At 36.5% G+C, this 21973-nt stretch carries 23 protein-coding genes and 1 riboswitch; of the genes, 17 read left to right on the top strand and 6 right to left on the bottom strand.

Going from position 1 to position 21973, the window contains the following annotated elements:
• Positions 1 to 27 precede the first annotated feature (27 nt).
• From ACQCPR_RS18285 to ACQCPR_RS18270, 4 genes are all read left to right on the top strand, one after another.
• Positions 28 to 2064, top strand: coding sequence for a catalase (locus ACQCPR_RS18285; protein WP_427137740.1), 2037 nt, complete (start codon positions 28 to 30; stop codon positions 2062 to 2064).
• 160 nt (positions 2065 to 2224) lie between these two features.
• Entirely contained in the window at positions 2225 to 3562 is a 1338-nt protein-coding gene (locus ACQCPR_RS18280; protein ID WP_427137739.1) for an FAD-dependent oxidoreductase, read from the top strand.
• Positions 3563 to 4182: 620 nt separating this feature from the next.
• A complete protein-coding gene (gene thrS, locus ACQCPR_RS18275) occupies positions 4183 to 5382 on the top strand; it encodes a threonine--tRNA ligase (protein ID WP_427137738.1) in 1200 nt (399 codons plus the stop codon).
• Positions 5383 to 5580: 198 nt separating this feature from the next.
• On the top strand, positions 5581 to 6351 hold the full coding sequence (locus ACQCPR_RS18270; protein WP_340880636.1) for a GNAT family protein: 771 nt from the start codon (positions 5581 to 5583) through the stop codon (positions 6349 to 6351).
• Here the strand turns inward: ACQCPR_RS18270 and ACQCPR_RS18265 are convergent.
• The gene (locus ACQCPR_RS18265; protein ID WP_427137737.1) at positions 6341 to 7189 is read right to left on the bottom strand and encodes a DegV family protein; all 849 of its coding nucleotides are present in this window, start codon (positions 7187 to 7189) and stop codon (positions 6341 to 6343) included. The two genes, ACQCPR_RS18270 and ACQCPR_RS18265, sit on opposite strands and share 11 nt — an antisense overlap.
• A gap of 143 nt (positions 7190 to 7332) precedes the next feature.
• Here ACQCPR_RS18265 and ACQCPR_RS18260 point away from each other — a divergent pair, with 143 nt between their 5' ends.
• Genes ACQCPR_RS18260 through ACQCPR_RS18250 form a run of 3 tightly spaced genes read left to right on the top strand, consistent with a single transcriptional unit; the run spans position 7333 to position 9031 of the window.
• Positions 7333 to 8130, top strand: coding sequence for an aminoglycoside adenylyltransferase domain-containing protein (locus tag ACQCPR_RS18260; protein ID WP_090566006.1), 798 nt, complete (start codon positions 7333 to 7335; stop codon positions 8128 to 8130).
• Between the two features lie 2 nt (positions 8131 to 8132).
• Complete coding sequence (locus ACQCPR_RS18255) at positions 8133 to 8639, top strand: GNAT family N-acetyltransferase (protein WP_090566009.1); 507 nt, start codon at positions 8133 to 8135, stop codon at positions 8637 to 8639.
• A gap of 14 nt (positions 8640 to 8653) precedes the next feature.
• Positions 8654 to 9031 carry a hypothetical protein gene (locus ACQCPR_RS18250; protein ID WP_269922655.1) on the top strand — a complete coding sequence of 126 codons (378 nt, stop codon included), beginning with the start codon at positions 8654 to 8656 and terminating at the stop codon, positions 9029 to 9031.
• Positions 9032 to 9033: 2 nt separating this feature from the next.
• Here the strand turns inward: ACQCPR_RS18250 and ACQCPR_RS18245 are convergent, their stop codons facing one another.
• The gene (locus ACQCPR_RS18245) at positions 9034 to 9507 is read right to left on the bottom strand and encodes a VanZ family protein (protein ID WP_090566015.1); all 474 of its coding nucleotides are present in this window, start codon (positions 9505 to 9507) and stop codon (positions 9034 to 9036) included.
• 92 nt (positions 9508 to 9599) lie between these two features.
• A riboswitch (cobalamin riboswitch) is annotated at positions 9600 to 9787 on the top strand.
• 170 nt (positions 9788 to 9957) lie between these two features.
• Here ACQCPR_RS18245 and ACQCPR_RS18240 point away from each other — a divergent pair.
• Together ACQCPR_RS18240 and ACQCPR_RS18235 are read left to right on the top strand one after the other, a co-directional pair.
• Positions 9958 to 10497 carry a hypothetical protein gene (locus ACQCPR_RS18240; protein WP_427137736.1) on the top strand — a complete coding sequence of 180 codons (540 nt, stop codon included), beginning with the start codon at positions 9958 to 9960 and terminating at the stop codon, positions 10495 to 10497.
• A 4-nt stretch (positions 10498 to 10501) separates the two neighbouring features.
• Positions 10502 to 11446 (top strand): ABC transporter substrate-binding protein, encoded by a 945-nt coding sequence (locus tag ACQCPR_RS18235; RefSeq protein WP_427137735.1) that lies wholly within the window; start codon positions 10502 to 10504, stop codon positions 11444 to 11446.
• Between the two features lie 100 nt (positions 11447 to 11546).
• Here the strand turns inward: ACQCPR_RS18235 and ACQCPR_RS18230 are convergent, their stop codons facing one another.
• Positions 11547 to 12410, bottom strand: coding sequence for an AraC family transcriptional regulator (locus ACQCPR_RS18230; protein ID WP_340880629.1), 864 nt, complete (start codon positions 12408 to 12410; stop codon positions 11547 to 11549).
• Positions 12411 to 12485: 75 nt separating this feature from the next.
• Positions 12486 to 12884, bottom strand: a complete 399-nt coding sequence (locus tag ACQCPR_RS18225; protein ID WP_340880628.1) for an NUDIX hydrolase — start codon at positions 12882 to 12884, stop codon at positions 12486 to 12488.
• A gap of 74 nt (positions 12885 to 12958) precedes the next feature.
• Between ACQCPR_RS18225 and ACQCPR_RS18220 the strand changes: the two genes are divergently transcribed.
• The 7 genes from ACQCPR_RS18220 to ACQCPR_RS18190 all read left to right on the top strand — a co-directional run bounded on the left by ACQCPR_RS18220 (position 12959) and on the right by ACQCPR_RS18190 (position 18006).
• Positions 12959 to 13435, top strand: coding sequence for a GNAT family N-acetyltransferase (locus ACQCPR_RS18220; protein WP_090566031.1), 477 nt, complete (start codon positions 12959 to 12961; stop codon positions 13433 to 13435).
• A 362-nt stretch (positions 13436 to 13797) separates the two neighbouring features.
• The gene (locus ACQCPR_RS18215) at positions 13798 to 15381 is read left to right on the top strand and encodes a DUF2339 domain-containing protein (RefSeq protein ID WP_340880626.1); all 1584 of its coding nucleotides are present in this window, start codon (positions 13798 to 13800) and stop codon (positions 15379 to 15381) included.
• Positions 15382 to 15401: 20 nt separating this feature from the next.
• Positions 15402 to 15830 carry a DUF1801 domain-containing protein gene (locus tag ACQCPR_RS18210; RefSeq protein WP_427137734.1) on the top strand — a complete coding sequence of 143 codons (429 nt, stop codon included), beginning with the start codon at positions 15402 to 15404 and terminating at the stop codon, positions 15828 to 15830.
• Positions 15831 to 15930: 100 nt separating this feature from the next.
• Complete coding sequence (locus ACQCPR_RS18205) at positions 15931 to 16650, top strand: YebC/PmpR family DNA-binding transcriptional regulator (RefSeq protein WP_093495707.1); 720 nt, start codon at positions 15931 to 15933, stop codon at positions 16648 to 16650.
• Between the two features lie 120 nt (positions 16651 to 16770).
• Entirely contained in the window at positions 16771 to 17226 is a 456-nt protein-coding gene (locus ACQCPR_RS18200) for a hypothetical protein (RefSeq protein WP_427137733.1), read from the top strand.
• Positions 17204 to 17422, top strand: coding sequence for a hypothetical protein (locus tag ACQCPR_RS18195; protein ID WP_340880624.1), 219 nt, complete (start codon positions 17204 to 17206; stop codon positions 17420 to 17422). The genes ACQCPR_RS18200 and ACQCPR_RS18195 overlap by 23 nt, the downstream gene beginning before the upstream one ends.
• Positions 17362 to 18006, top strand: coding sequence for a hypothetical protein (locus ACQCPR_RS18190; RefSeq protein WP_427137732.1), 645 nt, complete (start codon positions 17362 to 17364; stop codon positions 18004 to 18006). Before ACQCPR_RS18195 ends, ACQCPR_RS18190 begins: the two co-directional genes overlap by 61 nt.
• A gap of 181 nt (positions 18007 to 18187) precedes the next feature.
• Here the strand turns inward: ACQCPR_RS18190 and ACQCPR_RS18185 are convergent, their stop codons facing one another.
• On the bottom strand, positions 18188 to 18607 hold the full coding sequence (locus tag ACQCPR_RS18185) for a DUF4395 domain-containing protein (RefSeq protein ID WP_340880622.1): 420 nt from the start codon (positions 18605 to 18607) through the stop codon (positions 18188 to 18190).
• A 248-nt stretch (positions 18608 to 18855) separates the two neighbouring features.
• Between ACQCPR_RS18185 and ACQCPR_RS18180 the strand changes: the two genes are divergently transcribed.
• Positions 18856 to 20189 (top strand): IS3 family transposase gene (locus ACQCPR_RS18180; protein ID WP_340928296.1). Its coding sequence is split into 2 segments (ribosomal slippage): positions 18856 to 19243 and positions 19243 to 20189, totalling 1335 coding nucleotides; the frame shifts between segments, so codons are not numbered across the junction.
• Positions 20190 to 20247: 58 nt separating this feature from the next.
• On the opposite strand, the gene abc-f is transcribed toward ACQCPR_RS18180, so the two are convergent.
• Complete coding sequence (gene abc-f / locus ACQCPR_RS18175) at positions 20248 to 21903, bottom strand: ribosomal protection-like ABC-F family protein (protein WP_427137731.1); 1656 nt, start codon at positions 21901 to 21903, stop codon at positions 20248 to 20250.
• Between the last annotated feature and the right edge of the window lie 70 nt (positions 21904 to 21973).

Genomic DNA, 21973 nt, shown 5'->3' with positions numbered 1-21973 from the left:
GTAGATATAAGTAGAGGAGGAGTTTGTTTGGATAAGAAAGTAACTGGAAATAGCAAAGATGAACAATTAGAAAAATTCCGTGTGGACGATCAAGGACAAGCATTGACTACGAATCAAGGACTAAAAATATCTGAAGATGAATTTTCTCTAAAAGCAGGAGAACGAGGTCCTACTTTGATAGAAGATTTCCATTTTCGTGAAAAAATGACGCATTTTGATCATGAGCGCATACCAGAAAGAGTAGTACATGCTAGAGGTTATGCAGCTCATGGGGAATTCGAATTATACGAATCAGCAAGTGAATTTACGAAGGCAAAGTTCTTACAAACACCTGGCACAAAGACTCCAGTGTTTGTAAGGTTTTCTACTGTGGCAGGTTCACGTGGATCTGGTGAATTAGCTCGCGATGCTAGAGGATTCGCTACTAAGTTTTATACGGAAGAAGGAAATTATGATTTAGTAGCAAATAATATTCCTGTCTTTTTCATTCAAGATGCTATTAAATTTCCAGACCTGGTGCATGCTATAAAGCCAGAGCCACACAATGAAATTCCGCAGGCTGCGACTGCACATGATACGTTTTGGGATTTTGTTGCTAACAATCAGGAGACGGCACATATGATCATGTGGACAATGTCAGATAGGGCTATACCACGTAGCTTTCGTATGATGGAAGGGTTCGGTGTAAATACATTTCGTTTCATTAACGAGGCAGGTAAATCCCATTTTGTAAAATTTCATTGGAAACCACTACTTGGTACCCATTCAGTTGTATGGGATGAAGCACAAAAGATAAATGGGAAAGATCCGGATTTCCATCGTCGTGACCTATATGATGCGATTGATAATGGGGATTATCCTGAGTATGAATTTGGAGTCCAACTTATCGCAGAGGAAGACGAATTTAAATTTGATTTTGATATTTTGGATCCTACTAAACTATGGCCAGAGGAAGAGATACCAGTAAAAATTTTAGGGAAGATGACATTAAATCGTAACGTAGATAATGTATTTGCTGAAACTGAGCAAGTTGCGTTCCATCCAGGAAGTGTTGTACCAGGAATAGATTTCTCAAATGATCCACTACTTCAAGGACGATTATTTTCTTATACAGATACACAATTAATCCGTCTTGGTGGTCCTAATTTTCATGAGCTACCGATAAACAGACCTGTTTGCCCATTCCACAATAACCAGCGTGATGGATATGGAAGACAATCGATTAATGTGGGAAGAGTGAGCTATCATAAAAACTCTCTTGCTGGGAATACTCCGATACCTGTTAGTGAAGCTGAAGGTGGGTATTCGCATTATCAGGAGAAGATAGATGCTCGAAAAGTTCGTGCACGAAGTGAGAGCTTTAAAGACCATTTTTCGCAAGCTAAGTTATTTTGGAATAGCATGAGTAATCCAGAAAAAGAACATATTATTAGCGCATTTAGTTTCGAACTTGGTAAGTGTAAAGAATTGACTGTTCGTCAACAAGTTCTAGAGATGTTCGCGAAAGTTGATTTGGATTTATCGAATAAGGTAGCGGAAAATTTAGGACTTGTAGTGCAAGGTGTGAGTACTACAACTACTACAAAATCTTCCCCGGCACTTAGTCAGTTAAATACTTTTATGAAGCCACATACTAGAAAAATAGCTGTTTTAGTTGGAGAAGGGTTTGAAGAGGATTTACCTACAATTCTAGCAGATTTAAAAGCAGGCGGAACAATGCCAGAAATAGTGAGTGATCATCATGGATCAGTTGTTGGAGCTGATGGGACGTTGCTGCCAGTAGACCATACTTTCTTAACAGCTGATTCGGTATTATTTGATGCGGTATATGTAGCAAGTTTACATGGTAAAACAGCTATGTTTGAAAAAGAGGCTACGTATTTCATCAAGGAAGCTTATGCACATTTTAAACCGATTGGCGCTACATTTAGTGGTGAGCAACTAGTCGACAATCTTCACTTTACTGGTCAAGCTGGTGTACTCTCCAAAGAATCTGGGAAAAGTTTCGTGGACAGTTTCTTAAAAGCTATTGCTACGCATCGATTCTGGAACAGAGCAGTATAAATATCAAGTGGGCATGTCCAACTATTAGGACATGCCCATTTTACATAGAATATAAATTATATAGTGTTAGTGAGATAACCTTTGACCATTTTTCTTTGTGTATAATATAGACAGAGGTTTACAGATACTGAGGAGAAGCAAAAGCAGAGGGGGAAATTTCATGCATTATGTAATAATCGGTGGAGATGCAGCTGGGATGAGTGCAGCTATGGAAATTGTACGTAACGATCCAGACGCTCAGATTACAACGCTAGAAAAAGGGCATATCTATTCCTATGGGCAGTGTGGATTACCCTATGTAGTCGGAAAGCATGTTCCTTCTTCAACAGATGTAATAGCTCGAAGTGTAGAAATGTTCCGAAGTAAGTATGGGATTGATGCAAAAACAGGATACGAAGTGACGAAGGTGGATCACATAAATAAAACTGTATCAGGGGTAATCTTACAAACTAGGGAAAATTTTATATTAAATTATGATCGTTTACTTATAGCAACTGGTGCGACCCCAGTTATCCCAAAATGGGATGGTGGTCATTTATTAGGGATTCATACGATTAAAACGATTCCAAATACAGAGGCGATTATCTCAGATTTAGAAAATGTCCAGCAAGTTACAATAATTGGTGGGGGATACATCGGGCTAGAAATGGCAGAGAACTTTGTGGGTATTGGGAAAAAGGTGCGAATTATTCAAAGAAGCAATCAGCTTGCTGGTATATTTGATAACGATGTAGCATCTTTTATACATGAGCATGCAAAGGAAAATAATATAGAAGTATTATTAAATGAAGAAGTTCAATCGTTAAAGGGAGTTAATCGGGTAAATACGGTTATAACAGACAAAGGGAGTTATCCAACTGACTTAGTCTTAGTGGCTGTCGGAGTTAAACCAACAACTGAATTTTTAAAGGGAACTGGCATTGAAATGCAACTAAATGGGGCAGTTGTAGTTAATAATCATTTAGAAACGAATTTAGATAGTATTTATGCGGCGGGAGATTGTGCAACTCATTTTCATCGTATTAAAGAATTGAATGATTATATCCCTCTAGGAACTACTGCAAATAAACAAGGGAGAATTGCCGGATTAAATATGATTGGTCAACGGACAGAGTTTAAAGGTATAGTTGGCACATCCATCATGAAATTTTTTAATTTGGCACTTGGAAAAACAGGTTTATCAGAGAAAGAAGCAAAAAAGCTTGGTATTTCATATGAAGTCCATGTTCAGGAATCAACGGACATCGCAGGCTATTATCCGGGCAAGGAAACGATGCATATAAAACTGATCTACAGTGTTGGTGACCAACAACTTTTAGGTGGCCAAATTATTGGTGGAAATGGTGTAGATAAAAGAATTGATGTATTAGCAACAGCTCTTTATCATCAAATGACCTTTTCTGAGTTATTGGATCTTGACCTTGCATATGCTCCTCCGTTTAATGGAGTTTGGGATCCGTTACAGCAATTGGCAAAACGAAATACTGTAAAGAAATAAAAAAAGTAATGTTGACTATTTCCATTTTGTTGCATATACTAAAAAAAATAATTAGTAACTAGCGAAGAAAAGGACATGAATCATTTTAACTTTCTTATCAGAGAATTGGGTCACCGACTGAAAGCCCTTAAAGAAAAGCGAATGATTTACCACCTTGGAGCAATTATGGGGAACGCATTTATGTAATTATCCATAATCGGGAAACCGTTATCTTATATGAGAGCAAGCATCTATTTGTGTTGCAAATTAGGGTGGAACCACGACCACACTCGTCCCTTTACCGGGATGGGTGTGGTCTTTTTGTATTATGGAAAGTCAGTAAAAAATGATAATTTAATATTCAAGCGAAGAAAAGGACATGAATTATTTAAAATTTTCTTACCAGAGAATGGGGTCACCGACTGAAAGCCCTTAAAGAAAAGCGAATGATTTACCACCTTGGAGCAATTATGGGGAACGCATTTATGTAATTATCCATAATCGGGAAACCGTTATCTTATATGAGAGCAAGCATCTATTTGTGTTGCAAATTAGGGTGGAACCACGACCACACTCGTCCCTTTACTGGGATGGGTGTGGTCTTTTTTTAGGTGAAATTTAATTAAATTGGAGGAATTAAAATGTCAGTTAAATCAGAAGAAAGAGTTAATCATCAAAATTTAGGGCAGAGATTAGAACTGTTTATGTCGATGGAAGAAGCACCTGGTATGCCGTTTTATCTACCTAAAGGGATGATACTGCGAAATGAACTTGAAAATCTATGGAGAGAAAAGCATCAACGATCAGGCTATCAAGAGATTAAAACTCCCATTATGATGAAGCAGGAGCTTTGGGAAAAATCAGGGCATTGGGATCACTACCATGAAAATATGTATTTTGCAGACGTAGATGATCAAAAGTATGCGATTAAACCAATGAATTGCCCAGGAGCTGTCTTAATTTTTAATAGCAAACGAAGAAGCTACCGAGAGCTGCCTATTCGATATGCGGAACTTGGTCTGGTCCACCGCCATGAATTATCAGGGTCTTTGAATGGATTATTACGAGTTCGAGCATTTACTCAGGATGATGCTCATCTATTTGTTTTGGAGGAGCAGATTGAAAGTGAATTAGCAAAGGTGCTAGATCTTGTAGATGAATTTTACTCAGAATTTGGCTTTAGCTATAAAGTAGAGCTATCTACGCGCCCAGAGAATTATATGGGGTCAGTAGAGGCGTGGGGTAAAGCAGAGCTAGCATTAGAAACTGTTCTTCAGAGTAAGGGGGTAGAATATCAAATAAATGAGGGAGATGGTGCATTTTATGGTCCGAAGATTGATTTTCATATTTTAGATGCCTTGGGACGTAGTTGGCAATGTGGGACTATTCAACTTGATTTTCAAATGCCTGAGAAGTTTGGTTGCCAGTATATAGACGAGAACAATCAATTACAACAACCAATTATGATCCATCGTGCGATTTATGGATCCGTTGAACGATTCATGGCTATTTTGTTGGAGCATTTTCAAGGTAGCTTTCCGCTGTGGTTATCCCCAATCCAGGTCAAGGTATTACCCATTGCCGATGCGCATATTGAGTATGCGGAGGAGGTAAAGCAACAGCTAGAACAAGAGGGATATCGAGTGGAGGTAGACAATCGGGTAGAAAAAATTGGCTTGAAGATACGTGAAGCGGCTATGCAAAAGCATCCTTATATGCTCATTGTAGGCGATCAAGAAAGAGAAAATAATGCAGTTTCTGTTCGCAAACACAAAGTAGGTATTTTAGGTGAGATGAGTATTTCAGCTTTTATAGAGGAATTGAAAAGAGGAGACAAATAGCCCTAGAGTGCAGCAATTAAACTCTGCTACTATAAATGTTTGTTGCTCCTTCTGGATAGACAATTCTAAATAAGCTTTAAGTGAATAAATACTGTACCAATTGTCTTAATAACTCAAAAGAGCACAAGTATTCACATTATTGAAAAGGAGTTTCCATACTTTATAACGAATGAATAAAGACAGAGTAAGGAGGTAGTTATGAGAAAGTGGTTATTGTTATTTGGGGGTCTTGCTATTCTAGTTGGTAATGTATGGGGCATCTATTCTATGTATCAGCCGAGAGTAGGGCCAATTGGGAACGGGAAAATTGCGGACCAGGTCTGGGTTAGTATATCTATAAGTTCACTGACGGGGTTATTTGTTATAGCACAATCTGTAGTTTTTTTTCTATATGATAACCATAAAAAAAGATTTCCAAGATTGGAAACAGAACGTTTTTTATTGCGCCCAATTGAAATAAGTGATGCAAAGGACGTATATCATTATTTTTCACAAGACGAGGTCACCAAGTATTATGACTTAAATACGTTTAAGGACATAAGGGAAGCAAAAGTATTAATAGAAAACTGGCAAAAGCGATACCATAAAAAAGAGGGGTTTCGCTGGGGAATTGCTACGAAGGAAGACAATAAAATTATTGGTAGCTGTGGTTATCACAATTGGGAGAAGGAACATTTTAAAGCAGAAGTTGGTTTTGAAGTGACACCAGAGTTTTGGCGAAAAGGGGTTATGACTGAGGTTTTAGAGCCTGTTTTACGTTACGGTTTCGAGGCAATGGAGTTAAATCGAATTGAAGCACTCTATGATCCCGAAAACTTAGCCTCAAAAAAGACACTAGAAAAAGCAGGCTTTGTATATGAAGGAGTTTTAAGGCAATCAGCGTTTGAAAAGGGATATTTTTGTGATGCGGCAATTTGTTCCTTATTGAAAAAAGAGAATGTGCCGCAGCACAAACTCTTTAATATCTAACCCAGCTAAGTCCTGTTGTTCCTTCACCAGCGTGGACTCCAACACAAGCACTAAGAGGAAGAACAACTACTTTTAGTTTAGGGAATTCTTGTAGCAATTCTTCTTTCCAAGTTCTAGCATCAATCGTATTGTTGCAATTAATAACCGCAACTTCTGGAACTTTGGAAATTTTCATGTCGTTTCGTAGCAAATTCATTACATAATTCTTCGCTCTTTTATCTGCACGAACCTTTTCTTTCATCACAACTTTTCCGTTATCAAAGGAAATAACAACTTTTATATTTAAAAGGTTACTTAGAAAAGCTTTTGTTCCAGATACACGACCACTTTTATGGAGTTGCGTTAAGCTGGATGGTATAAAGGAAAGTTCGGAGTTATTTGTCATATTTTCAATATGAGCAACAACCTCCTCTATGTCGTGATTTTCTTCCATCATACGCTTACCGACTTCTAGCATTTTGACCATTGGATATGATCCTATTTTAGAGTCAATTGAATACACTTGAAAGTTTGCCATTTTTGAAGCAGTTTGTGAACTATTATAGGTTCCTGACAACTCACTGGATGTGTGAACAGCAACGGCACAGTCGTATCCTTTTGCTTTTAAATCTTCATATAATTGCACCATTTCACCGATTGGAGGCTGTGAAGTTTTTGGATGAACCTTTGCTTTGCTTAACTTGTCGTAAAATTCGTCATGCGTCATTTCAACTGTTTCTTTAAAAGCACCATCTTCAAATACGATATTCAAAGGAAGGACATAAATATTATGTTTTTCAATGAAAGTTGGGTCTAATAAAGCGGCGGTATCAGTAATCCAAGCAACTTTTTTCTGCATAATTTTAAGGGCTCCTTTTTTGCAATCCTATTAGCGCTAATTTACATCAGACTTAATATTAGCAATAGTGTTATATGTCATATTTTGTAGGTATTTCGAAGCCTAGTACATATTTTGAACATAATTTCAAAGGAGAGTGAATCATGAAGCAAACATTACCACAGGAGGTACATAAATTAATGCAAGTCTTTTTGCATTTATTGAACACATATTTAACTAAGGATTTAATTGAAGGAGTCTATATTTATGGTTCTACTGCAATAGGAGCATTTGAACAGGAGAAAAGCGATATTGACTTTATTGTGTTATTGAAGCGAACGGCAAATAAAAAGGAAATAGAAATTCTGGACGATATTCATGTTCAATTAACAAATGAAAACCTTGGAGCACGTATGGATGGAATGTATATTTTAAAGGCCGACATAGGGAAAACAAATAGTGTCTTAGCTCCCTATCCTTACTATTCGGATGGAAGTCTAGAGGTTGGTCATTGGGATATTAATCATATAACCTGGTGGGTTTTAAAGGAGTACGGAAATGTACTACAAGGAACACCAATTATAGAACTTGGCATTGCTACTAAATGGGAAGATGTCTTCAACACATTAAAATATAATATTAATGAATATTGGTACAGTAAGGCGAAAGAAATAAGGGGTTCAGTTTCAGATGAAATGGTGGAATTTGCTACGACAACTATTTGTAGAATTCTTTACTCTTTAGATAAAAAAGAGATTATTTCAAAGAAAATAGCATTAGAAAACGGAATAGACACGTTGCCTGAACGGTGGAAACCTTTATTGATGGAGGGTCTAAGAATACGTTCATCTAGACAAACTGAGTCATTATTTAATACAGAAAGTTTCCGTGCAGAAGCTTGTCGAGATTTTGTTTTTTTTGCGCATGAATTATGTAATGATAAATATTTCCTGGAGGTATAAGAATGGAGTTTAGACAATTAGTAGGTAAAGATGCGAGTGCGTATTGGGAGTTAAGACTAGAAGCATTGCAAAATAGCCCAGAAGCTTTTGGCACGAGCTATGAGGAAGCGATTCTACGGGACAATCCAATTGAACGAGTAAAAGATAATTTTAAAGTAAAGGAAAATTATACATTTGGAGCTTTCGAACAACATACATTAATTGGTGTAGTTACTCTATTACAAGAAAGTACTTTAAAGATGAGGCATAGAGCTAATATTTTCGCTATGTATATTAGTCCAAAGGCCCGAGGAAAAGGTATTGGCAAGGCGTTAATGGAGATGGCAATTGAACATTCCAAAGAAAGTGAAGAAATTCAAAAGATAAACCTATCTGTCGTATCAAGCAATAAGGCAGCCAAGAATCTGTATCTTCAATTAGGTTTTAAAGTATTTGGTACAGAAGAGATGGCATTAAAGATAGGGGATAATTATTACGAAGAACAGCATATGTCACTTATTTTAGAGTAGAGGGTGGAATTATTATGACTAAAAAACCAGAACTGAAATATCCGATGTTTCAAGCACCAGTACGCTCTATTTTTGAAAAGTTTTCTCGTGAGAAGGATGTTGCGTTAGTTTACGGAGAGCCCATTGTTATGGAGAATAAGCAGGTATTACCTGTTGCCAAAGTAAACTATTTTGTGGGAGGAGGAAGTGGTGGGCAATTGGATGAAGAGCAGGCTGTGTCAATTGGACAAGGAGAAGGAGGCGGAGGTATTTTTTCCATTAAGCCAATTGGGGTATATGAGATTACTGATAAAAAAGTTATATTCAAGCCTATCCTTCCCGTTAATTTGATTCTCACATTCGTTGCGGTTATGTCGTTTGGTTTAGTTTTACTTATAAAGAAAAAACGTTGACTTTACTGTGCAACGTTTTTTCTTTGTTTGTACCACTGATATAATGTTAGTAACAATATAGCAACAATTGCCCCGGATGTATCCAATATGACATCCTGAAGGGAAGCAGTCCGACCGCTTGTAAAAGATTGACGAAATTCATCAGCGATGGCAAGAAACATAGTAATTACGACCACAGTGGCCTTTCGATACTTAATTCTTGATAGTGCAATATAGATGGCTAAAGCAATTACTCCAAAATAAACGAAATGTGTTCCTTTTCGTATCAAAAATTCTAAAAATGCATAGTAACCACGCTCTTCCACCGAAACGAGAATACCCCAATATGGAACTTGAAATATAGAAAGAAAAGACTCTAAAGGTTTGTTAGGTAGCCATGCCTTTAAAACTTCCTGCATAGATTGCTGTTCAGCTGTTTGTCCTGATGCCAAAAATACAACAACAAGTAAAAGTAAAAGAGGTATAAGTTTTTTCATATACTGACATTAGCATAAAAACGAGGAATTCTCATGTGTGAAATTGTTGTTACAGTTAGAGAGATAGCTATGGTACACTGGTGGTAAGTGAATAATTTTCGCAGGGAAAAGGTGCTAACTTGTTAGCTTAATTTGGGAATTCGGTTAAAATCCGAAGCTGTTTCCGCAACTGTAAATGCTGATGAAATAAGAAAAATACCACTGTTGATTAGTCAATGGGAAGGTTCTTAGAGTAAATGGATGCATGAGCCAGGAGACCAGCCTTTTCTTGAACGTATAGATACTCTTCGGAAGTTAAGGGATTGTACGGCACGTTTCTATTTTTCTTTTTTATTTTCTCGATAAATAGGTATCACGCCGCCCTAATTTGGGTGGCGTTTTTTTGTGCTGTTAACTAACTAAGTATTGTATGTCGGAAAGTTCGCAAACGAGAGGAGAGGAGGTAAAAAGATGAAAAAAGATATCCGCTATATTTGTTATCCATTTATGCGTGAGACTCCTTCTACTGTAGATTTTGAAATTCGAACGGATTCATTGACTACACGAATTGGATTAGCGGCATCTTTGACCAAGGATGTACCAAAGGTTTACGAGGATCTAGTGTATTTGGCGCCAATGGCTTACCATTTAAACGGGTCCGTTCGAGGTAAGGTTGCCATAACAGAAGGTGATTTACAGTTTCTAAGCGATATGTACGACTTCTATGTGGAGGAAGTAAAAGGAAGAGTAGATATATTTGTACTACCACAAGGTACAACTGCTGCTTGTGAATTACACGTTTGTAGAAGTGAAGCAAAGAAGTCAGTTAGAGCTCTACATAAAGTTTCATTAGAAAGGGAAGTACCTGAGATTTTATTTGACTATGCACAGTTATTGGCAAACGTGTTGTTTGCTATGGCTGTTTATGTTAATAAACATCATGCTGTGGAAGAAATTCAATTTGTCAGTAAGTCGTATCCAATGAGAAAAAAGAAGCAAATGGAGGAATAATAATATGAAGAAAAATCATGTATTTAATTGGTTAGCAGTGCTGCTATTTTCGTTCTTACTTGTTGGCTGTTCTGCAGAAGAAACACCAACTGTAGAGAAACAAGAGGAAGTAGTAGATGAAGTAAAAGAATACACAGTAACAGATGATGCTGGTAATGAGGTTGCATTTGAAGAAGTACCCGAAACGATTGTTTCTCTTCAACCAAGCAATACAGAAATTCTTTTTGCGTTAGGAGTAGGGGATAAAATTGTAGGTGCAACAGAATATGATACATATCCAGCGGAAGCGCTTGAAATTGAACGAGTATCTGATTCAGTTGCATTTAATGCGGAACGAATTACAGAACTGAACCCTGACATAGTAATCGCTTATACAATCGGTCAAGAAGAGGCTTTACAACTATTAGAGGAAGCTGGATTAAAAGTTTTTGTTATTGAGTCTGCGACTTCTTTTGAGGATGTATACGGAGATATCAAGCAGCTGGCTACAGTAATGGGAGTTGAGGAAAAAGGGCAGGAAATTATTACTTCAATTCAAACTACTATTCAAGAAGTTCAAGAAAAAGTGGAAACTGCTGCCGTATTAAAAAAAGTATATTATGAGATTAGCCCATCGCCAGATATTTATACAACGGGAAGTAAAACGTTCCAGCAAGAAATTTTAGCTGCAGCATCTGTCGACAATGTGTTTAGCGATCAAGAAGGATGGACTAGTGTATCAGAAGAAGATGTTATTGCCAAAAATCCAGAAATTATTTTAACAACTTCAAATTATATAGAAGATGCAACTGGCGAGATTAAATCTCGTGCTGGTTGGGACAAGATCCCAGCTGTACAAAATGACTCCGTATTTTTAGTAGACGGTGACGTTATATCTAGACCTGGGCCGCGTATTGGTGAAGCAGTAGAACTGGTTGCTAAAACAGTGTACCCAGAATTATTTAATTAACATTCCAAACTCGTCTTAAATTTGTGGCAAGATGACTTTGGGAAATGAGAACTATATTATATGGAAACCCGAGGGATTTGTGCTCCTCGGGTTTTTGATGTTATTTAATCGGTATCCAAATTTCTGAATAACAGTTTGGGCTGGTAGGGTCGTCAGTAGAATATACTTCTAATTCTGGTGTTCCTGCTGGCTCATATGGATTGGATGGAAACCACTCGGAATATATTTGTTTCCATGTATTTTGCATGGCATCTGGCATCGCACCGTGTACCTCGAACACAACCCACTTAGATGCCGGAATTGTAATAGCTGATAAATTTTCTGGTACTTCGCCCACATAATCTGCTGCAATCCAGTAATCGATTAAGCTATTCTCTTGATATGCTTCGTCTGCAACGCAAACACCAAGTACACCTTTAATTGCTCCGTTGTTTAATTGGAATAGCAAATCATCTGTACCGTCCGCATTTACATCATCCCAAAACAAAGGTATACCTTGAGTATTTTCTCCGTTCTTACAATTGTAGCTTCTTTTCACTCCGACAGCTTGAAAGCTATCTTTTTCTAAAATTTTGTACTTCATTGGCTCAGCTCCTTTTAAATTTACCTGAATAACAAGGCGGTTATAGGAATTTATTTTCCCTATATTTTTTCGTGCTTCACTAGGCGTTATACCGTGTTGTTTACGGAATGCTTTAGTGAAAGATTCAGGAGTGTCGTAGCCGAATTTGTAGGAGACATCGATAATTTTATTGTCTGTATTCAGCAGTTCTTGTGCAGCTAAAGTGAGTCTTCTTCTTCGAATATAGTCTGCGAGTGACATATCCGTTAAGATGGAAAACGTCCGTTGGAAATGAAAAGCAGAAGAATTAGCTTCCTTAGCAATTTGTTCTATTGATAAGTCTTCTAGTAAATGATCTTCCATGTAACTTATTGCTTGTTGAATCGACTCTACCCATCCCATTGGCTTCACTCCTAATATGTATTTTAGTGGAAAACAAAGAGGTAAGCCTGTCATTTTGTGCGGTTATTGGACTGCTTAGACCTCTGTAATTAGCTCGATGATTTCTTTAGGACGTACATCCAGTGAGGATAGATCTTTAATATCTAACCAAATCGGTTCATAACCGCCTCTTTGAGGAGATGAATCTGTATATTCTTCACCGATTCCGGGTCCAAATTTTCCTCCTATTATATCTGCTAGAAAAAAATGTTGATTACCACTTTGTTCAAGAATCTTAAAAGGACGCTGGATTCTTACATGTACGCCTATCTCTTCATATGTTTCGCGAATCGCCGCTTGCTCTGGAGTTTCTCCTTCTTCTAATCCTCCCCCTGGAAACACGTAATACGTCATATGAGGTTTTGTTCGTTTAATGAGTGCAACTTGGCCGTTTTCAATAATTATGGTTGCTCCACGATCTCTAATTTTTCTCACCATCCTACGGAAATAAAGGTATCTTATATTATATAGCGAAATAAGATAAAGAAGTTATAAAAAGGGGTGCTAATATGGAAATTTTAAATATCCAAAATGAATCTGATTTGTTTAATGAATCAGTGGAAATATTTTGGGAGCAATGGGGAAATGAAACGAACTATGATTTTTACAAGGATTGTATGAGACATTCAAGTAAAGATAAGGACGCTATACCAAGATTTTATATTGCTATCGAGGGTAAGGAAATCATTGGTACTTATGCGTTGCTTCGAAATGACATTAATAGCAGACAAGATTTGTTCCCTTGGTTAGCCTGCTTATATGTAAAGCCGGAGTATAGAGGAAGGTCAATTGGTAAAAGTCTCTTAGAACATGGATTGAATGTGAGTGCACAGCTAGGATACGAGAAACTTTATTTATCTAGTGATTTAGAAGGGTACTATGAAAACTACGGTTGGGTAAATTCAACGATTACTTACGGACCTTCTGGAGGCTCCATTAAGGTTTATGAAAAAACGACTAGTGAAAAAGCAGGTTTTGAAATTTAACTTATTTGAATCAATTTCATAATTACTTGTTTCATTTAAAAATGCGAATGTTTACTTAATATCGCACGGAACAGCGCGAGCTGAAAGCCCCGCAGGAGCATATGTTTTCGAAGTGACGAGGAGATTGAAGCCGTGCCCGTGGAAAGCGTCCGCCTAGAGCGGAAATCAGCGTTTTTCGGATTTAACTATACAATATTCTTTATGAAATTGACTCATTTATGAAATTAATTCGTTATTGCCGAAATAAAAGAGAACATGAGGAGTTATTTAAAAGATAACTCCTCATGTTTTTTATGCTTAAAGGATATTTTCAATATTTGTCTAATAGTATGAGTATGAACTTATTGAAAAGGAGGGATTGGGTGGAGAAGAGTGAACTTCTTGAAAAGAGAATAGAGCAATTAGAAGAACGAGTTCGATTTTTAGAAGAGCAAATACATACTAAACCAAATATCTCTCAACCTCATCGACCTGTCATACAGCAACAACAAGTGAAAAAGCCTGTTGAATGGGATGTACTAATCTTTCAGAAAATACTGCCTCCCTTATTTATTGTCGTATTTATAATGGGAATAATTTGGGGATTCAAAGCGGTGTCAGATTACGGTTTTTTACAACCGGCCGTAAAAGTAATCATAGGTTATGTCGTTGGTTTTGTATTAATCGCATTAGGTATATGGCAAATTAAAAAAAGTCGTAAGAATTTAGGGCATATGCTCCTTGGTGGCTCTATTCCAATCCTAATGTTGACCACTTTTGCGATGCATCAGCTTTATAATATATCCGGACCTACAGTAGCACTTATTTTCAATCTTATTTGGATTGCATTAGGATTATTTTTTACCTATAAGTATCGCTCACAAGGAATTGGAATTGTAGCTATAGTTGGGGGCGTATTTGTTCCATTTCTGATAAAGAGCACTTTGCCCAATATTCCATTGTTTTCTTTATATGAAACAGTTCTTTTCACAGTATTTCTATGGATCTCCTTAAAATATTCCTACAAGGCACTATATTATATTTCGGTAATTTTCTTACAGGTCGCAATATTAGTTTTCTTTATTTTTACAAATGTACCTGACGCATATAAATGGATCGCAATGCTTCCCGTATTCGCGCAACATGTTGCTTTATTGGTTAGTCTTTTGAAGACAAAGCAGATGTTAAAGGAACAAGCGTATACGCTATTTTCAATTATGCTATTAACTGTCTTATGGATAGGTATAATATTTACGGACAACGAAGCAACAGCTTTAATGGTAATTATTACGCTAATTTATGGAATTTGTTATTATGTATATCAAAAGGATTCTATTCGTACACCTATTTTTATCGCGAATGGATCAGTTGCTTTGTTAAATATAATGCAGCTTCAGCTAGATAATTTGTTGTTTGAAGGGATAATTGGGTTGAGCTATATATACTTCTTTGTATATAAAAGTTTCAAACATATTTTACATCTAATTCTTTTGAGTATTAGTTATATCGTGGCTTTCTACTATGTGCTATCTTTTTCAATTATGAGTTGGATATCATGGGAAATGCTACACTGGATAGTATTTTTAGTAGGTACAGTTTATGGAGTTTATTTACTATCTAGAATTTTTATAGAGAAAACTGTCATAAATATTGGAGTATCATTTATCGCGATTATGATTTTATACTTTTTGCATATGGTTGCTACTTTACTTTCAGGGGATATTGGTAGCAATGCCGAGCGAGTCATTACTAGTTCTTTATGGATTATAGTGGCTATCTTATTTATGGTAGTTAGTCGTTTTTCATTGCCTCAAGGTAAGTATGTCGGTGTCAGTATTCTGTTTGTGACGTTAGCGAAAATCATATTGTTCGATATTTCATTTGTATCTGTAGCTATTAAGGCATTCTTATTTATAGTTCTGGGAGTGGTTGGACTACTCGTGTCACGGGCTTATTATAAAAAGTAGTTATCGAAAGGAGTCAGAAAATGGCTAAATATGAAGCAAAGATGAAAGAGACAGATGCTAGTGTAATTGAATTTATAGAGGCAGTCGATAATACGAAGAAACGTGAGGATGCATACAGGCTTTTAGAAATTTTTGAGAAGACCTCAGGCTATAAAGCTAAGATGTGGGGACCGAGCATTATTGGTTTTGGAACTTATCATTATAAATACGCTTCAGGTCACGAAGGAGATGCTCCTTTAGTGGGATCTTCACCGAGAAAGGCAAAGATTAGTTTATATATTACGACTGGGGACACGGCACGAGAAGAAGCTCTCAAACGCTTCGGGAAATATACAGCAGGAAAATCATGCGTATATATAAACAAAGTCGAGGATGTTAATGAAGATGTTTTAAAGGAAATGATTACAAAATCAATCGCATTCCTGCAAGAATTATACCCAAATCAATAGTATATAAATGGAAGTTAATGTATTTATTTTGCTAGTTTATAAGGGTTTCATGTATAATGTTACAGTATAAAATTTAGCTTAGCGAAAGAGAGTGGGACTTATGGGTCGTAAGTGGAATAATATTAAAGAAAAGAAAGCTTCCAAAGATGCTAATACTAGCCGCATTTATGCGAAATTTGGTCGTGAAATATATGTTGCTGCAAGACAAGGTGAGCCTGATCCTACATCTAACCAAGCGCTTAAAGTAGTATTGGAACGTGCAAAAACATACAGTGTGCCTAAGCATATTATTGATAAAGCGATTGAAAAAGCAAAAGGCGGATCAGAAGAAAGCTTTGATGAGCTTCGTTATGAAGGTTTTGGACCGAATGGTTCTATGGTAATTGTAGATGCACTTACAAATAACGTTAACCGTACTGCATCCGATGTACGTGCTGCATTTGGTAAAAATGGCGGTAATATGGGTGTTAGTGGTTCAGTTGCTTATATGTTTGATGCAACTGCAGTTATTGGCTTAGAAGGTAAAACTGCTGATGACGTACTAGAAATTTTGATGGAAGCAGAAGTAGACGCGCGCGACATTTTAGAAGAGGAAGATGCAGTAATCGTCTATGCAGAGCCAGATCAATTCCATGCCGTACAAGAAGCATTAAGAACGGCGGGTGTAACGGACTTCACAGTCGCGGAACTAACAATGCTTGCGCAAAATGATATTGCTTTAGATGCAGACGCTCAAGCACAATTCGAGAAAATGATCGACGCAATTGAAGATTTAGAAGATGTTCAACAAGTCTACCACAATGTAGATTTAGGAGAATGATAGATATGAAGGTTGTTTTAAAGCAGATTTCTGCTTTGAAGCAGCCTTTTTTTTAAATAAAACGTTAGTGGAACAGGGACGAAGTTAGAATGTCCGATATTCTATAGGGGTGATTATTGTTTGAATAGCAAAAAAATAATGCATGTTGGTATCGTTTTTATTCTTTTTGTCCATATATTATTTCCGATTAAAACATTTGCAGATTGGTCATATGCATTCGTCGTGTGGGAGGGTTCTGTGTATGTTATCACGGACGAACGGGTCAATGAGGTGGATAAAGAAATTGGACATGTTACAAAGTATTCGGATAAGGAAGGAACCTATTCTGGAAATTTCTCGAATACCTATCAGAAAGGAACTAAGTATTTTTCTATCCAAGGAATAACCACAGATAAAGCGATTGCTATACAGGAGGAAGTTGGAACATATATTAAGGCCACAAGAGATGGGGAGTATACTGCTAATAAATTTGGTACAAGAAATATAAGTTCCCCGGTTTTTATTGGCTCAATTTTACTGGTTATCCTACTTGCTATTGTAGGAATTAATTATTATGGAAATAAAAGAATGGAGTGAATTGGAGGGTACTCTAACAAAAGAAAAACAAATATACGACATCGGTGGTGATTGTTTATTGAATACAGCACTTGTAACTGTAATTCATGACCAGAAGGGAAAAGTATTCAGCTTTTTAAGGAACATAAAAAAGAATTGGAACAAATTTATTCGAAACTTTTTATTGCTATTAGTGAAGAAACTTCTAGAGGATTAATTACAGAAATTGAAAAAAGTAAATTTAACGTTAAGATTATTCCTAAAAAAGGAGTAGCAAATGCAAGAAGGGAAGCATTGAAATTTGCATTTTGGGGAATTAGTGATTTCTATCATTACTGTGATTTTGATAGGATTTTAACATGGGTTAAGTGCTGCCCAAAGGAATTAAGAGAAATAGTAGAGGACATACCTACCTATGATTATTTAATACTAGGAAGGACAGAAAAAGCTAAGAACTCCCATCCAATAGAATGGATTGAAACTGAAAAAATAACAAATCATATATTCTCTCTAGAACTAGGAAAAGAAGTAGACATAACTGCTGGTTCCTGTGCTTTTTCGCATGGAAGTGCAAAATTTATAAATAGATATTCAAAAGCTATGATGACAGATGCAGAATGGGCAATGATTACTTGGAGAATGGCCAAAAAACAATTAGATTTCCGTGCTGTTGAAGGGTTAGAGTATCATGAAGACATAAATGGTTTGAATTGGAATGTTAGTGAGTCAGATAAATGGTTTAATCGTTTAAAGCTTAGTCTGATTATAAGTGAAACGGCAAGGGAAATAGGTAAGGGGTGAGAAGGAGTCATGAAATTTTAAATGGAGGAGCTACGATTTCCTACACTTTTGTCAGTTTTTCCTATTTAGATCCTCAATGCATCAATGAATTAGAAAACAAATAAACAGCCTTTCCTACTTTACAGGAAAGGCTATTTTCGTATTATATAAGTCAATTTTTAATATGCCTTTATAAATTGATTTATAAAGCTGACTTTTTTCTCCGATAGTTCCATTGTTGAAATTGGAATCGAACGAAACAGCCTATGCAAAACCCTACTAATGCAATGGATGCAGCTAGACCGACCATAATAGCTGCTGTATTGAAAAGTATTGACCAATTCAATAGAAAGCTGATGCTAGCTACTAACAAAAAGCCAACAGCAAGCCACTGATTGAACCGAAGTTGCGCATAGTCTTCTTGTATATACTGGTTGGCGGGTTTAGATAAAAACCTTTTGGCCACAACTAGTATAGGGTGGAATCCTATCAATAAACTTGATATATTTGCAACTAAGGGGATTAGCAAAATCCATGCAGTTTGAGTTATAAGCGAGATAATTACAGATAATACAATTGTCCATTGATTTATCATTACAAGAGGTTTGGGGATTGTTTTCATATTAAAACCTACTTTTCTAATTGGATTTATTAGATTATAAAATGATTACCATGAAAAGTAAACAGAATAACATACACTGACAAATTTCCCGGGAAATTGCCAAGATAAGATTTAAAACGACAGAATTTGAATAAAATAAAGGCAGTCCCTATGTAAACTGTACCCTATAAGATAGACACTTTAAAAAAGGTCATCTTATAGGGTCTTTTTGTTTATAATGAAAAAAACAGTATTCGGAGCGATAAATTATGACTAAAAATTATTTAACACCTAACCAACAAAAAGAACTAAAAAAGAATCCATATGTAAAAGCTGTAAGCAATAAAGCGATTACGTACACAGATGAATTTAAACGATTATTTATTACTGAAAATGAATTTGGGAAGTTTCCGCGTGAAATTTTTGAAGATGCAGGATTTGATATCGAAATGATGGGGATGACACGCATTCATAAAGCGGCAGCTCGATGGAAAACAGCATACCAAAACCAAGGAATTACTGGGTTAGAAGATTCTCGGAAATATAGTTCTGGTCGCCCACTTGAACGAGAACTAAGTCTCGAGGAAAAGTATGCACGATTAGAAGCGAAGACTCGATTACTTGAGGCAGAGAACGAACTCCTAAAAAAGCTCGATTTACTCGAAAGGCAGATGGTGAAGAAGAAATAAAAATTGCGCCAGAATTAAAATTCGAACTCATTAACCAGATTATTAAAAAGTATGAGTTAAAGCGTATGGTAAGTTATCTTTGCGAGGTAATGGATGTATCTCGATCAGGTTTCTACAATTACTTTGATGAAAAATCCATTCAAAAACGTGCAATTAAAGGCGGTTCGGACGAGGTGGTGAAAAACATCATTTTAAAGGCGTATCATTTCCGAGGACGCAAAAAAGGAGCACGCCAAATTAAAATGACACTCCAAAACCAGTACCAGATTACATATAACTTAAAACGTATTCGCCGCATTATGAAGAAATTTGAGATTGTTTGTCCAATTCGAAAAGCGAATCCCTATCGCCGCATGGCGAAAGCAACAAAAGAACATCGCACATGCCCGAACGAATTGCAGCGCAACTTTAAACAAGGGTTGGCTGGAAAAGTGTTATTAACGGATATCACATATTTAAACTACAGAAGCGGAAAGCGTGCTTATTTATCCACGATTAAAGACGCAGAGACGAATGAAATTTTAGCGTATGAAGTCTCAGATAAAATTACATTAGACATCGCATTAGATACACTTCACCAATTAAGACGTCGTCATTCACATATTCGAAATGATGCCTTTATTCATTCGGATCAGGGATTTCATTACACAAATCCGACCTATCAAAAATTAGTGAAAAAGATGAATCTTGGACAGTCAATGTCACGCCGTGGAAACTGTTGGGACAATGCTCCACAAGAATCATTCTTTGGGCATTTTAAAGATGAAACAAATATAAAAGAATGCGAAACATTAGAAGAAGTAAAACAAGAAGTGAAGTGTTATATGATATATTACAATTATTATAGAGGCCAATGGAATTTAAAAAAGCTGCCGCCTGCAAAATACAGACAGCAGCTTCAACAAGTTGCCTAACCTTTTTCAAAATGTCCTTTACAAAGGGTACAGTTTAATGGAGGGGCTACCTTGTAAACTATCCCTTTTTTAATTCATTTATCTTCTTAGTTAATTCATTAAATTGTACATCTAGCTTGTTATATTTTGGATCCTTACTCTTTAAGAAACTAAGTTCTCCAAGTACGGCCTGTCGTTCTGTTTCTAATGTTAAAAGTTCTTTTTCGAGATGTGATTCATTGTTTTTATGCATCCACTCGTTATAATTCATTTCCAACTTTCGAATTGATTTATTTTCAATTACAAGCAACTTGTTCGTTAGCTTTTCTAAAAAATATCGATCATGTGTTACGAGTAAAATGGTCCCCGGGTAAGTCGAAAGAGTTTTTTCTAGTTGCTCACGGGAAGGAAGGTCTAAATGGTTCGTTGGTTCGTCTAATAGTAATACGTCCTTTTGATCGAGCATAAACTCCATTAGCTTCAGCTTCACTCTTTCCCCCATGCTCATAGTTGATATGGATCGCGACCAGTGTTCTTTTGAAAAGCCTAAATTTGTCATGAGTGTTTGGATACGTCCTCTTGCTTTATAGTCGGTTGGTCCAAAAAATTCAAATGGCGTTTGATCTTCTGGTAAGTCGAAAACAGTTTGGCGTAAATAGCCAATATTCATAGATTCGGTTTTCCAAAGTTCTCCTTGAAAGCTTTCTTCCCCTAAAAGCATGCGAAAAAATGTCGATTTTCCACTGCCGTTTGAACCCAATAATCCTACGCGTTCCCCGGCTAGTATGGTGAATGAAGAATTTTGAAAGAGTGTTCTTTTCTCAAAGTCTTTCCTCAAATCTTTTACTTCTATGACGCGTTTACCTTTTTTCTTGTTTCCCTCAATGGAAAATGACACTTCTTTTTCTATGTCTGGTTTATCTATAGTATTTTTGGTGAGTTCCAGTTCAAGCCTTTTCTTTTTGGAGCGTATTTGAACGTCCATTTTCTTCGCTTTCACACGATAGTATTCTTTGTTGAATTCTTGCTTGGTGGATTCTGCATGTGCTTTGGAAGACCAGTTTTTCAGCTCGGTAATTTGATTCTCGACCTGCTGTATTTTCAATTGTTGAGCATCATATAGCCTTTGTTGAGTCAGTAGCCGCTCTGCTTTTTTATCCCTATAAGTCGAGTAATTCCCTGTGTATACCGTCAAGTTTTTGTTTTCAACTTCCCATATATAATCTGCTACCTCATCTAAGAAGTAACGGTCATGTGATACTAAAATACACGTGCCACTTTGGGAGAGGATTTGTTTTTGTAAGAAGGATAAGCTATCTTGATCCAAATGATTAGTAGGTTCATCTAGCAATAAAACTTGAGAATTCTCTGCAAACACACGAGAAAGCCTTCTTTTCATCTTTTCTCCGCCACTAAGATGAGCATATTCCCTTTCTTCTGGAACAGCCCATTTACTGAAATAGGATCTTTCATCATGTTCATATTCTGTTTGATCAAATTGCTCGTCTTCCTGCTTGAAGTAGCTGATAGAAGGGGATTTTCCAATCCATTCCACTTTACCAATAGTAGGAAGGGCTTCTTTAGAGAGAACGGTAAGCAGTGAAGATTTTCCTTCTCCGTTTCCACCAACAATTCCAATCACGGCATTTGCCGGTATATCTACATTTACGTTTTGTAATATTTCATTATCCCCAAATGTAATGCTAATATTATTTAGTTTTCCTAATAAAGTCATTCAAACAACTCCTCTTTGGAGGAATAAAAAAATCCCTCCGAATGATACGGAAGGATGTTGCTGACCATGT

The sequence above is a fragment of the Psychrobacillus psychrodurans genome (assembly GCF_050209195.1).
GTDB lineage: Bacteria > Bacillota > Bacilli > Bacillales_A > Planococcaceae > Psychrobacillus > Psychrobacillus psychrodurans.
Note: the sequence above shows the minus strand (reverse complement) of the source record. Positions and strands in the feature narration are given on the sequence as shown.